The following is a 12,554-nucleotide window of genomic DNA, read 5'->3' as shown; positions in this document are numbered from 1 at the left end:
CTTCACAGATGTCACACCGAAGAAGGTGTTGGCTACTCAGGGGCCAACGCGTGCGTCCGCGTGCCGGACGGACGGACGACCGGGGGACGCAGTACGGTCGCACCGCGTGATCACCGTCGCGGGGGCGGCGCACGGACTTTCAAGGAGGCAGAGTGACCGAGCCCGGCTACGCCGAGGGCGGGAACGGGCAGCAGCCCGGGACGCCGGCCCGGGACGCCCAGTTGCTGGAGCGGACCGTGTTCGAGGTCAAGCGGATCATCGTCGGGCAGGACCGCCTGGTCGAGCGGATGCTGGTCGGCCTGCTGGCCAAGGGCCACCTGCTGCTCGAAGGCGTGCCCGGCGTCGCGAAGACCCTCGCGGTGGAGACGTTCGCCCGGGTCGTCGGCGGCTCGTTCTCCCGCGTCCAGTTCACCCCCGACCTGGTGCCCGCGGACATCCTCGGCACCCGGATCTACCGCCAGGGCGCCGAGCGCTTCGACGTCGAGCTCGGCCCGGTCGTGGCGAACTTCGTGCTCGCCGACGAGATCAACCGCGCGCCGGCGAAGGTGCAGTCGGCGATGCTCGAGGTGATGGCCGAGCGGCACGTGTCGATCGGCGGGCAGACCTTCCCGATGCCCGACCCGTTCCTCGTCCTGGCCACCCAGAACCCGATCGAGAACGAGGGCGTCTACCCGCTGCCCGAGGCGCAGCGCGACCGCTTCCTGTTCAAGATCCTCGTCGAGTACCCGACGGCCGAGGAAGAGCGCGAGATCATCTACCGGATGGGCGTCACCCCGCCCACCCCGCACGAGGTGCTCAGCCCGGGCGAGCTGGTCCGGCTGCAGGGCGTCGCGGCGCAGGTGTTCGTGCACCACGCCCTCGTCGACTACGTCGTGCGGCTCGTCCTGACCACCCGGACGCCGAACGAGCACGGCCTCGCCGACGTCGCCGGCTGGGTGTCCTACGGCGCCTCGCCGCGCGCGAGCCTCGGCATCATCGCCGCCGCGCGGGCGCTGGCCCTGGTCCGCGGCCGTGACTACGTGCTGCCGCAGGACGTCGTCGACGTCGTGCCGGACGTGCTGCGTCACCGGCTCGTGCTGTCCTACGACGCGCTCGCCGACGGCGTGCCCATCGACCACATCATCACGCGCGTGCTGCAGACCGTGCCGTTGCCGCAGGTCTCGGCCCGGCCGCAGGGCGGGGCCGGCCAGGGCGGCCCGGTCCCGGCGGGCGCGCCGGTCAGGTAGCCGGCGATGGCGAAGAACGAGAAGGGCACGCCCCGCCCTTCGTGGGCGCCGCCGGTGCTGCGCGGCGAACGGCTGGAGGCCGGGCTCCGGACCCTGGAGCTCGACGTCCGCCGGCGGCTCGACGGGCTGCTGCAGGGCAACCACCTCGGCCTGGTGCCGGGGCCGGGGTCCGAGCCCGGCGAGGCCCGCCCGTACCAGCCCGGCGACGACGTGCGCCGGATGGACTGGGCGGTCACCGCCCGCACCACGACCCCGCACATCCGCGAGACCGTGGCCGACCGCGAGCTGGAGACGTGGGTCGTCGCCGACCTCTCGGCGAGCCTCGACTTCGGGACGGCGCTGTGCGAGAAGCGTGACCTGGTGGTCTGCGCGGTCGCGGCGGTCGCCCACCTGACCGGGGGCGGCGGCAACCGGATCGGCGCGCTCGTGTCGACCGGCGCCGAGACGACCCGCATCCCGGCGCGGGGCGGCCTGGCGCACGCCCGGGGGCTGGTGCGGAGGCTGGCCGAGACACCGCGGGCGGCCGAGGGCACGCGCGGGGACTTCGCCGAGGCCCTGGAGGCGCTGCGCCGGCCGCCGCGCCGCCGCGGCCTGGCCGTGGTGATCTCCGACTTCCTGGGCGACACGTCCTGGGAGCGGCCGCTGCGGGCGCTGGGCGGGCGCCACGAACTGATCGCGATCGAAGTCCTCGACCCGCGCGACGTCGACCTGCCCGAGGTGGGGACCGTCGTGCTGGCCGACCCGGAGACAGGGAAACAGCGCGAAGTGCATGCGTCGGCCTTGCTGCGCAAGGAGTTCGGGGCCGCGGCCCACGCCCACCGCCAGACGGTGGCGGCCGGCCTGCGGCGCGCGGGTGCGGCGCACCTGACGCTGCGCACGGACGCCGACTGGATCGCCGACATGGTGCGGTTCGTCGTCGCCCGCAAGCGCCGCTGGTCGGGGGGTGTCGCGTGAGTTTGACGGGGTTCAGCGCGCCGTGGTGGTTCCTGCTGCTGATCGCCGTCGCGGCGGTCGCGATCGGGTACGTGCTGGCGCAGCGCGCGCGGCGGAAGCGGACCATGCGGTTCGCGAACCTGGCGCTGCTGGACAAGGTCGCGCCGAAGAGCCAGGGCTGGGTGCGGCACCTGCCGGCGGTGCTGATCGTGCTGTCGCTGCTGCTGCTCACCGTGGGGCTGGCCGGACCGACCGCCGAGCAGAAGGTGCCGCGCAACCGGGCGACCGTGATGCTCGTGATCGACGTGTCGCTGTCGATGGAGGCCACCGACGTCGCGCCGACGCGGCTGAAGGCGGCGCAGGACGCGGCGACGCAGTTCGCGCGGAACATGACCCCGGGGATCAACCTGGGCCTGATCTCGTTCGCGGGCACGGCGACCGTGCTGGTCAACCCGACCACCGACCGCAACGGCGTGATCAAGGCGATCGAGAACCTCAAGCTGGCCCAGTCGACGGCGACCGGTGAGGGGATTTTCGCGGCCCTGCAGTCGGTGGAGAGCTTCTCCAGCGTCGTGGGCGGGGCCGACGGACCGCCGCCGGCCCGCGTGGTGCTGATGTCCGACGGCAAGCAGACGGTGCCCGAGGACCTGTACGCGGCGCGCGGCGGCTACACGGCGGCGCAGGCGGCGAAGCAGGCCGGGGTGCCGATCTCGTCGATCTCGTTCGGCACGACCCACGGCTCGGTCGACATCGACGGCAAGGCCCAGCCGGTCAGCGTGGACGACGAGTCCCTGCGGGAGATCGCCCGGCTTTCGGGCGGCGACTTCTACAAGGCAGCCAGTGCCGAGGAGCTGAAGAAGGTCTACGCGGACCTCGGCGAGCAGATCGGCTACGAGCTGAAGGACGCCGACGCGAGCAAGCCGTGGGTCGTCGTGGGGACGCTGATCCTCATGATGGGCGCGGCGGCCAGCCTGTTCTTCGGCCAGCGGCTCCCGTGACTCAGGCTCGGCGGACGCCGTAGAGGCTTCCGCCGAGCAGGGTCACGCCGGAGAGCACGCCGCTCACGAACGGGACCCACGCCGCGGCGCTGCCGAGCAGGGCTAGCCCGACGATCCCCAGCACGGTCAAGGCCACCCCGATCACCAGGATCGACCGCGCCTTCCACGCCGAGGCCAGCGCGACGAAGTGCAGGCCGACGACGGTCGCGATCCACGCGACGTTCGCCTGCACCGGCGCGTCCAGCAGGCTCAGCAAGAAGAACCCGGCGACGAGCAGCACCACCTCGCCGATGACGATGACGCGGTAGCTCGGCCCGAACATCGGCCGGTCTTCGAGCGTCGGCCGCCCGCCGGCGCGGACGCCGAGGACCACCACCGCCGCCAGCGCGGCCACGGCGAGGGCGCGCAGCACCCAGCCGATCGCCGCGGGGAGCGGGTCGCCGGAGTTGACGAGGACGAACACGGTGCCGAACGCGGCGCCGATGAGCGCCCCCAGGAACTGCTGTCGCATCCGGCGAACCTACCTGAGGGTGATCACGCGCCCGCGAACCCGTTCCGCCGAGCGACTGGCCGGCGTCACGCGCCCGGGGTCGCGAACCCGTTCTGCCGCCAGGCCTCGTAGACCGTGATCGCCGCGGTGTTGGCCAGGTTGAGCGACCGGCTGGTCGGCAGCATCGGCAGCCGCACGCGGTCGGTCACTTCCGGGGCCTCCTGCACCGAATCGGGCAGCCCCACCGACTCCTGCCCGAACATCAGCACGTCCCCGGGCGCGTACGCGACGTCGGTGTACAACCGCGTCGCCGACGCGCTGAACGCGTAGACCTTGGCCGGCAGCAACACTTCCCACGCCGCGGACAGCGACGCGTGCACGTGGACGCGCGCGAGGTCGTGGTAGTCGAGCCCGGCCCGGCGCAGCTGCTTGTCCTCCAGCGTGAACCCCAGCGGCTCGACCAGGTGCAGTTCGCACCCCGTGTTCGCCGCGAGCCGGATCGCGTTGCCCGTGTTCGGCGGGATTTCGGGCTGGTGGAAGAGAATGCGGAACACGGGCTCAGTCCCCGAGCAGGTCCGCGTACACCTTGCGGACCGCTTCGGGCGGCGCCGCCGGACGCAGCGTGGCCGGGTCGATGAACACGTACCGGACGTTCGCGGCCGCGACGAGCGTCTCGCCGCGGTGGATCTCGAAGTCGAAGACGAGCGACGTCGTCCCGAGGTGGGTCAGGTACTGCGAGACGACCAGGTCCTCGTCATAGCGGGCCGGCGAGCGGAACTTCAGGTTCGCCTCCGCCACCACGACGTCCGTGCGGTGGGCCAGGAACTCGTCGTGCGAACCGAAGAGCGCCTTCTCCGCCTCGAAGGCGCACATGTCCACATAGGCCAGGTAGTGGGCGTTGAAGACGATGCCCTGGCCGTCGCACTCGTGGTAGCGCACGCGCAGCGGCATCTCGACAACTCGGTGGCGGGGTTCGGTCACCGGCCCAATCTAGCGCTCAGCCGTGCAGCGCCCGGTACTCGGCCGCCGCGCCCGGCTGCAGCGGCACCGGCTGCGTGCCGATCAGCGTCCGCACGTCGAGGAACTGCGTGCCGACGGCCTCGGCGGGCACGAGGTCGGTCGCCCGCTCCACGAGCAGCCGGACGATCGCCGCGGCTACGTCGCCGGGCAGGGCGGGGGAGCAGACCAGCAGGTTCGCCACGCCGATGGTGCCCAGCGCGCCGACCCCGCGGTAGGCGCCGTCGGGCACCTGGACCTGGTCGTACACCGGCCCGTACGCGGCCCGCAGCGCGGGCACCACCGAATCCAGGGGGAGCAGGGCGATGGGTGTCGTGCGGGTGAGGTCCGCGAGCTTCGGCGTCGGCACGCCGCCGGACCACAGCATGGCGTCGATCCGCCGCCCGGCCAGTGCTTGGACGGCGTCGTCGAAGAGCAGGTGGCGGGCGTCGACCGTGATGCCCGCCTTCGCGAACAGCCGCTCGCCGAGCTGGGCCGCGCCGGACCCGCTCGCGCCGAGCGACACCGGGCGGCCCGCGAGGTCGGCGAGGCGGCGCACCGGGCCGTCCGCGCGCACGACGAGCTGCAGGTAGTTTTCGTAGACGCGGCCGAGCGCGAGCAGCGGCACCTTCGCGGTGAACGGCGCGTTCCCGGCGAGCGCGGTCTGGGCGACGTCGGCGAGCACCAGCCCGAGATCGGCCTGGCCGCTCCGGACCAGGCTGACGTTGGCGACGCTCGCCTCGGTCGGCACGGCGGTGGCGTGCAGCCGCGGCTCGACCCGGCTCAGCTCGGCGGCCAGCAGCTCGGCGAAGGCCAGGTAGAACCCGCCGCGCTCGCCGGCCGCGATGGTGAGCGTCCGGTCCGGACCGCCGTAGCCGGACGTCGAGCAGCCGGCCAGGGCCAGCCCGAGGCCGCCGAGCAGGGCGGTGCGGCGGGTGCACCTCATCGTGGCACCTCCGGCGGCAGGGTGACGCGGACTTCGAGCCCGTGCGGCTCCGCCTGGCGCAGTTCCAGGACGCCGCCGCGGGTGCGCACCTGCTGGTGCGCGATGGCGAGCCCGAGCCCGGTCCCGCGCGGGGCGCCTTCGCCGCCGGCGCGCCAGAACCGCTCGGTCGCCCGCGCGCGGTCCTCAGTGGACAGTCCGGGTCCGTCGTCGCGGACGACGAGGGTCGCGGACTCCGCACCGCTTTCCCAGTCCGTGGTGATCTTCGCGCCGCGCCCGGCGTAGTGGACGGCGTTGTCCAGCAACACGTCGAGGATCTGGGCCAGCTCGCCTTCCGGACAGCGGACGGTCACCGGCTCGTCGTGCCCGGGCGGCGGCACGAGCGTCGCGCCGGCGTCCTCGGCGGACGGACGCCAGGCGTCGACGCGTTCGGCGAGCACCGAGGCGAGGTCGCACGACTCGTCCGCGCCCCCGGCCGCGACCCGCGTCGCGGTGCTCTCGGCCAGCGCGAGGGCCAGCAGCCCGTCGAGCAGCCGTTCGAGGCGTTCCACTTCGGCCACGGTCGCCCGGTAGGTGGCCTCGTCGCCTTCGACCCGGCCGGCGAGCGAGTCCACCCGCAGCCGCAGCGCCGCCATGGGGTTGCGCAGCTGGTGGGAGGCGTCGGCGACCAGCCGGTGCTGCTGGTCGGCCGCTTCGAGCACGGCCTCGGACATCCGGTTGACCTCGCCGGCCAGCACCCGCAGCTCCCGCGGCCCGGTGCGTTCGGGGACGTGCGCGCGGTGCCCGGCGGCGACGGCGAGGACCCCGGTCTCCAGCTCGTGCAGCGGCCGCACCATCCAGCGGGCCAGCACCACCGCGAGCAGCACGAACACCACCGCGACCAGCAGCGCCCCGGCGCCGATCGTCCCCCAGCGGGTGGCGACGTCCGCGGCCGCCGCCGTCACCGACGCCCGCAGCACGACCACGCCGGACACCCGGGTGCCGGTGCCGACCGGCCGCGCGAAGTACGCCGGTTCGGCCGACGACGGGCCGAGCCGGCCGACCTGCGGCGCCGGCTCGTTGCGCATGGTCGCCTCGACCAGCGCGTGCACCGCGGGGTCGGCCGCGGTCAGCCCGCCGGCTTGCACCAGCGGTGCGCGCCGGGCGTCGACGATGACGACGCCTTCGCCGTACAGATCGGCGTAGCGGGCCGCGTCGGCCACGAGGGCGGCGGAGTCGTGGGTGTCGACGGCCTGCTGGGCCAGCACGACGAACCGGTCGACGTCGGCGGTGCGGGAGATGACCAGCTGCTGGGTGCGCTGCTCGGCGGTGGACAGCAGCAGCGGCACGGCGAAGGCGGCGACCACCGCGAGTGCCAGGGCGACCAGGACGACCAGCAGCCGGGTGCGCACGGGTCAGTCCCGGCCGAGCCGGTAGCCGAAGCCGCGGATGGTGGTGAGCAGGCCCGGCCGGTCCAGCTTCGCGCGCAGGCCGGTCAGGTGGACGTCGAGCGAGCGCGACACCGCGAGGTAGGCGTCGCCCCAGACCTCGTCCATCAGCTGCTGGCGGCTGACCGCGGTGCCGGGACGCGCGGCGAGCACGGCCAGGATCTCGAACTCCTTGGTCGTCAGCCCGATGTCGTGCCCGGCGACGAGGACCCGGCGGGCACCGAGGTCGATCTCGACGTCCTCGACGCGCACGACGTCGCCGGCGGGTGCCTCGCGGGCCACCGCGCGCCGCACGACGGCGTCCATCCGGGCGAGCAGCTCGGCCAGCCGCACCGGTTTGGTCAGGTAGTCGTCGGCGCCGAGGCGCAGGCCGCGCACGACGGACCGCTCGTCGCCGCGGGCGGTCAGGACGATGACCGGCACCGGCGAGACCGCCCGGATCTTGCGCAGGACGTCGAGTCCGTCGATGTCCGGCAGTCCCAGATCCAGCAGGACGAGGTCGGCGTCGCGGTGGCGGTGCAGGGCGTCGGCACCGCGGCCGACGCTGGTGACGGGGTGACCGCGCGCGTGCAGCGACTCCGCGAGGGCGCCCGCGACCCCCGCGTCGTCTTCGACGAGGAGCACGCGCACGGCCATCCCCTTCTCAGCGTTCGCCCGCGCCCACCGGCTCGGGGCGTTCTTCGAGCTCGGAGGTCTTCGAGGTTTCCCGCATTGTGCCGTAGACGATCAGGGAGACCAGGACACAGCCCGCGACGTACCAGAAGAACACCGACTCGTGCCCGGCGCTCTTCAACGCCTGCGCGATCAGCTCCGCGGTGCCGCCGAAGATCGCGACGGTGAGCGCGTAGGGCAGGCCGACGCCGATGGCGCGGATCTTCGTCGGGAACAGCTCGGCCTTCACGATCGCGTTGATCGACGTGTAGCCCGCCACGACGACGAGCCCGGCCAGGACGAGGAAGAACGCGCCGACCGGGTTCCGGGTCGAGCCCATGATCGTCATGATCGGGACGGTCAGCAGCGTGCCCGCGATGCCGAAGAACAGCAGCAGCGGACGGCGGCCGATCCGGTCGGACAGCCGGCCCGCCAGCGGCTGCAGGATCGCGGCCAGGAGGATCGCCGAGAACAGGATGATCGTGACCGTGCGCCGCGGGATGTGGGCGGTGTTCTCGAGGAACTTCTGGCTGTAGGTGGCGAAGGTGTAGAACGCCACCGTGCCGCCGAGGGTCAGCCCCACGACGAGCGCGATCTCCTTCGGGTACTTGGCCAGCGTGCGCAGCGTGCCACGCTCACCCGTCGTCGCGCTCTCGCCGGCTTCGCGCGTGAAGCTCTCGGACTCGTCCATCCCGCGGCGCAGCCACATCACGGTGAGCGCGGCGACGGTCCCGACGCCGAACGCGATCCGCCAGCCCCATGCCGTCAGCTGCTGCTCGGTGAGGATCGCCTGCAGGACGAGCTGGAGGCCGAGCGCCAGGAGCTGGCCGCCGTAGAGCGTCACGTACTGGAAGCTCGAGTAGAAGCCGCGCTTGCCGGGCGTGGCCACTTCGGACAGGTACGTCGCCGAGGTGGAGTACTCGCCCCCGACCGAGAGGCCCTGGATCAGCCGCGCGATCAGCAGCAGGATCGGCGCGGCGATCCCGATGGTGTGGTAGCTCGGCGTGACGGCGATGAGCAGCGATCCGCCCGCCATCAACGTCACCGAGAGCACGAGCGCGCTGCGGCGGCCGAACCGGTCGGCGAACCGGCCGAGCATCCAGCCGCCGAGCGGGCGCATGAGGAACCCGACCGCGAACACGGCGGCGGTCCCGAGGAACGCGGCCGTGGTGTCGGTCGTCGGGAAGAACGACTTGGCGAAGTATGTGGTGAACGCCGCATAGGCGTACCAGTCGTACCACTCGACCAGATTGCCGATGGAGCCGCGCAAAACGTTGCCGATAACGCGTTTCTCGCTGACGGCGTCCGCGCCTGTGCCGCTGATCCGGGTTGTCATCGTCGACCTCCTGTGTTGCGACTCACGGTGACCAACCAGCGGGTAACCAGCAAGGTCGGAGGGCAGTTCCTTACACGGGCTTAGGACGGTCACCGGCACCCCGGGCGCGGGTGCGCGGCCCGGCGGAGCTGCCGATAACCTCGTGCCCGACATCAGCGCACGGTCGACGAAGAGGGAGAACACTGTGGGACGGTCGGTTCTGGTCACCGGGGGCAACCGGGGCATCGGTCTGGCGATCGCCCGGGACCTCGCGGAGCAGGGACACCGGGTGGCCGTCACGCACCGTGGTTCGGGCGCGCCCGAGGGCCTGTTCGGCGTCCCGGCGGACGTCACCGACACCGAACAGGTCGACGCGGCGTTCAAGCTCGTCGAGGAGCACCAGGGCCCGGTCGAGGTGCTGGTGTCCAACGCCGGGCTGACCGACGACACGCTGCTGATGCGGATGAGCGACGAGCAGTTCGAGCGCGTGGTCGACGCGAACCTGACCGGCGCCTTCCGCGTCGCGAAGCGGGCTTCCCGCGGCATGCTGCGCGGCAAGTGGGGCCGGTTCGTCTTCATCTCCTCGGTGGTCGGGCTCTCCGGCTCGGCCGGCCAGGCCAACTACGCGGCGTCGAAGGCGGGCCTGGTCGGCTTCGCGCGCTCGCTGGCCCGTGAGTTCGGTTCGCGCAACATCACCTCGAACGTCATCGCCCCCGGGTTCGTGCACACCGACATGACCGACGAGCTCTCCGAGGACCGCAAGAAGCAGATCCTCGCGCAGGTGCCCTCCGGCCGGTACGCGGAGCCGTCGGAGATCGCCGCCGCGGTGCGCTACCTGGCCTCCGACGAGGCCGGCTACGTCAACGGCGCGGTGCTGCCGGTCGACGGCGGCCTCGGCCTCGGCCACTGATTTCCGTTCACCCGAACCAAGACTTGGAGGACCCGTGCCCGGACTGCTCGAAGGCAAGCGCCTGCTGATCACCGGCATCATCACCGACGCGTCGCTCGCCTTCCACGCGGCCAAGATCGCGCAGCAGGAGGGTGCGAAGGTGGTGCTGACCGGCTTCGGCCGGATGTCGCTCGTCGAGCGCATCGCGAAGCGGCTCCCCGAAGAGGCGCCCGTGATCGAGCTGGACGTCACGAACCAGGAGCAGCTCGACGGCCTCGCCGACAAGGTCCGCGAGCACGTCGACGGCCTCGACGGCGTGCTCCACTCGATCGGCTTCGCCCCGCAGACGTGCCTCGGCGCGCCGTTCCTCGACGCGCCCGCCGAGGACGTCAAGACGGCGATCGAGATCTCGACGTACTCGTACATGTCGCTGGCGAAGGCATGCCTGCCGCTGATGGGGCGCGGCTCGTCGTACGTCGGCATGGACTTCGACGCGCGCGTCGCGTGGCCGGTCTACAACTGGATGGGCGTAGCGAAGGCCGGGCTCGAGTCGGTCAACCGGTACCTGGCCAAGGAGCTCGGGCCGCAGGGCATCCGCGTCAACCTGGTCAGCGCGGGCCCGATGAAGACCATGGCGGCCAAGTCCATCCCGGGCTTCGTCGACCTGGAGGACGGCTGGGGCGAGCGCGCGCCGCTCGGCTGGGACAGCACGGACCCGGACCCGGTGGCGAAGAGCGTCTGCGCGGTGCTCTCGGACTGGCTCCCCGCCACGACCGGCTCGATGATCATGGTCGACGGCGGGGTCCACTTCCTCGGGATCTGACCCTCACACGGTCACCGGTTCGCGGTCGTCGTTCCGCTGGACGACGACCGCGACCGTGAGCGCCACCAGCGTCGCGGCGCCGAGCGCGAGGCCCGTCCACGCCACGCTCGGGAAACCCAGGCCGGCGCCGATCGCGACGCCGCCCAGCCACGGGCCGATCGTGTTGCCGACGTTGAACGCCGCCGTCGTGCTCGCGCCGACGAGCGTCGGCGAGCCGCCGGCCACGGCGTACGTGCGGACGTTCAGCGCCGGGTTGGCGCCGAACCCGGCGGCCCCGAAGACGAGCACGGCCGCCACCGCGACCACGGCGTCGGTGGTCGTCGCGAGGACGACCAAAGCCGCCAGCGCGAGCCCGACACAGCCGTAGAGCGTGGCGAACGGGCGGCGGTCGGCCAGCCGCCCGCCGGCCGTGATGCCGATGAGCGCGCCGACGCCGAACAGAGCCAGCACGCCCGGCACCCACGCCTCCGGCAGACCGTCCGTTTCGGTCAGCAGCGGTGCGAGGTAGCTGAACGCGGCGAAGATCATGGCCTGGCACAACGCGATCACGCCGAGCGCGAGCCAGACCCGGCCGCGCCGGTACAGCCGCAGCTCGGTGCGGACGCTCATCCCGCCGCCGGTCGTCTCCGGCACCAGCGCGGCCACCCCGGCTGACGCCAGCAGCGTCACCGCCGCGACCGCCCAGAACGCCGTCCGCCAGCCCGCGTGCTGGCCGACGAATGTCCCCGCGGGGACGCCGGCGATGTTGGCCACCGTCAGCCCGCCGACCAGCACCGCCATCGCGCGGCCACGGCGTTCGACGGGCACCAGCGCGATCGTCGTCGCCACGGCGACGGCCCAGAAACCCGCGCAGGCGAGCGCGGCCACCACGCGCGTCGCGAACAGCAGCGCGTACCCGGTGGAGAGCGCGCCCACGACGTGCGCGCCGAAGAAGACCACGAGCAGCGCGAGGAGCGTCCGGCGGCGGGGGAGGCGCAGGGTGCCGATCGCCAGCAGCGGCGCGCCGACGACCATGCCGATCGCGAAGGCGGAGATCAGCAGCCCGGCGTCGGGGATGGTGACGCCGAGGTCGGCGGCCATCCCGGGGAGCAGGCCGGTGATCATGAACTCGGACGTGCCCAGCGCGAACACGCTGAGCCCGAGGACGAAGACGGCCAGGGGCACGGGTCCTCCTAGGTTGTGGATCGATCAGTACAAAACTCGTGCGGCAGCTGGTTGCTGTGTGAGCGTGCTCTATCGGGTGATCACCGAAAGGGCGAGGTCGGCGACGGCGTGCATCGCCTCGGGGCTCGCGCCGCGGCGGGACATCACCCGGAGCCCGGAAATGGTGCCGAGCAGGAACTCGGCGACGTCGGCCGGGGCGCGGCCGTCCCGGAGGCTGCCGTCGAGGACGCCCTCCCGGGCGCACCCGGTGAGCAGGGCCAGCTGCTTTTCGGTGTCGTTCCGCAGGGCGGCGCCGACCTCGTCGTCGGGGGTGCCGAGCTCGGCGAGGGTGTTGACGACGAGGCAGCCGCGGCGGCCGTGCTCCAGTTCGTCGTCGACGAGGTCGTCGAACATGGCCGCGAGACGGTCGGCGGCGGTGCCCGGCCCCTCGAGGACGGCTTTCCGGCCGGCGAGGCCCTGGGCGCTGTAGTGCGTCAGGGTCCGCTGGAACAGGGCTTTCTTGCTGGTGAAGGTGTTGTAGACGCTGCTGCGCCCGAGCCCGGTGGCCTCGCACAGGTCCTGCGTCGAGGTCGCCTCGTAGCCGCGGGTCCAGAACGCGTGCATCGCGCTCTCGACGGCGGCGGTCTCGTCGAACTCCCGTGGCCTGGCCATGCGACGAGGCTACCAGGGTTTTGTACTGGTCGATTCATAACGGCCCCG

At 72.6% G+C, this 12,554-nt stretch carries 14 protein-coding genes; 5 read left to right on the top strand and 9 right to left on the bottom strand.

All coding sequences use genetic code 11. From position 1 onward, the window contains the following. Positions 1 to 152 precede the first annotated feature (152 nt). Genes ACZ7PG_RS39525 through ACZ7PG_RS39515 form a run of 3 tightly spaced genes read left to right on the top strand, consistent with a single transcriptional unit; the run spans position 153 to position 3,157 of the window. The gene (locus ACZ7PG_RS39525) at positions 153 to 1,226 is read left to right on the top strand and encodes an AAA family ATPase (RefSeq protein ID WP_470244310.1); all 1,074 of its coding nucleotides are present in this window, start codon (positions 153 to 155) and stop codon (positions 1,224 to 1,226) included. A 6-nt stretch (positions 1,227 to 1,232) separates the two neighbouring features. Then, on the top strand, positions 1,233 to 2,180 hold the full coding sequence (locus ACZ7PG_RS39520; protein ID WP_470244309.1) for a DUF58 domain-containing protein: 948 nt from the start codon (positions 1,233 to 1,235) through the stop codon (positions 2,178 to 2,180). Next, positions 2,177 to 3,157, top strand: a complete 981-nt coding sequence (locus tag ACZ7PG_RS39515; RefSeq protein WP_470244308.1) for a VWA domain-containing protein — start codon at positions 2,177 to 2,179, stop codon at positions 3,155 to 3,157. The genes ACZ7PG_RS39520 and ACZ7PG_RS39515 overlap by 4 nt, the downstream gene beginning before the upstream one ends. 1 nt (position 3,158) lies before the next feature. Here the strand turns inward: ACZ7PG_RS39515 and ACZ7PG_RS39510 are convergent, their stop codons facing one another. The 7 genes from ACZ7PG_RS39510 to ACZ7PG_RS39480 form a co-directional block, all read right to left on the bottom strand. Beyond that, positions 3,159 to 3,668, bottom strand: a complete 510-nt coding sequence (locus ACZ7PG_RS39510; protein WP_470244307.1) for a hypothetical protein — start codon at positions 3,666 to 3,668, stop codon at positions 3,159 to 3,161. 65 nt (positions 3,669 to 3,733) lie between these two features. Beyond that, the gene (locus ACZ7PG_RS39505; RefSeq protein WP_470244306.1) at positions 3,734 to 4,201 is read right to left on the bottom strand and encodes a tRNA (cytidine(34)-2'-O)-methyltransferase; all 468 of its coding nucleotides are present in this window, start codon (positions 4,199 to 4,201) and stop codon (positions 3,734 to 3,736) included. Positions 4,202 to 4,205: 4 nt separating this feature from the next. After that, positions 4,206 to 4,628, bottom strand: coding sequence for an acyl-CoA thioesterase (locus ACZ7PG_RS39500; protein WP_470244305.1), 423 nt, complete (start codon positions 4,626 to 4,628; stop codon positions 4,206 to 4,208). A gap of 16 nt (positions 4,629 to 4,644) precedes the next feature. Beyond that, complete coding sequence (locus ACZ7PG_RS39495) at positions 4,645 to 5,589, bottom strand: TAXI family TRAP transporter solute-binding subunit (protein WP_470244304.1); 945 nt, start codon at positions 5,587 to 5,589, stop codon at positions 4,645 to 4,647. Next, positions 5,586 to 6,977, bottom strand: coding sequence for a sensor histidine kinase (locus tag ACZ7PG_RS39490; RefSeq protein WP_470244303.1), 1,392 nt, complete (start codon positions 6,975 to 6,977; stop codon positions 5,586 to 5,588). The genes ACZ7PG_RS39495 and ACZ7PG_RS39490 overlap by 4 nt, the downstream gene beginning before the upstream one ends. Positions 6,978 to 6,980: 3 nt before the next feature. Continuing rightward, positions 6,981 to 7,649 (bottom strand): response regulator transcription factor, encoded by a 669-nt coding sequence (locus ACZ7PG_RS39485; RefSeq protein WP_470244302.1) that lies wholly within the window; start codon positions 7,647 to 7,649, stop codon positions 6,981 to 6,983. Between the two features lie 7 nt (positions 7,650 to 7,656). Next, positions 7,657 to 9,000: an MFS transporter gene (locus ACZ7PG_RS39480; RefSeq protein ID WP_470244301.1), complete on the bottom strand. Its 1,344-nt coding sequence runs from the start codon at positions 8,998 to 9,000 to the stop codon at positions 7,657 to 7,659. 184 nt (positions 9,001 to 9,184) lie between these two features. Here ACZ7PG_RS39480 and fabG point away from each other — a divergent pair, with 184 nt between their 5' ends. After that, entirely contained in the window at positions 9,185 to 9,889 is a 705-nt protein-coding gene (gene fabG, locus ACZ7PG_RS39475; RefSeq protein WP_470244300.1) for a 3-oxoacyl-ACP reductase FabG, read from the top strand. 34 nt (positions 9,890 to 9,923) lie between these two features. Continuing rightward, the gene (gene fabI / locus ACZ7PG_RS39470; RefSeq protein WP_470244299.1) at positions 9,924 to 10,691 is read left to right on the top strand and encodes an enoyl-ACP reductase FabI; all 768 of its coding nucleotides are present in this window, start codon (positions 9,924 to 9,926) and stop codon (positions 10,689 to 10,691) included. Between the two features lie 3 nt (positions 10,692 to 10,694). On the opposite strand, the gene ACZ7PG_RS39465 is transcribed toward fabI, so the two are convergent. Together ACZ7PG_RS39465 and ACZ7PG_RS39460 are read right to left on the bottom strand one after the other, a co-directional pair. Beyond that, on the bottom strand, positions 10,695 to 11,855 hold the full coding sequence (locus ACZ7PG_RS39465) for a Cmx/CmrA family chloramphenicol efflux MFS transporter (RefSeq protein ID WP_470244298.1): 1,161 nt from the start codon (positions 11,853 to 11,855) through the stop codon (positions 10,695 to 10,697). Positions 11,856 to 11,924: 69 nt separating this feature from the next. Next, positions 11,925 to 12,506: a TetR/AcrR family transcriptional regulator gene (locus ACZ7PG_RS39460; RefSeq protein WP_470244297.1), complete on the bottom strand. Its 582-nt coding sequence runs from the start codon at positions 12,504 to 12,506 to the stop codon at positions 11,925 to 11,927. Positions 12,507 to 12,554 lie beyond the last annotated feature (48 nt).

The organism is Amycolatopsis sp. NPDC114504 (genome assembly GCF_055633595.1).
Note: the sequence above shows the minus strand (reverse complement) of the source record. Positions and strands in the feature narration are given on the sequence as shown.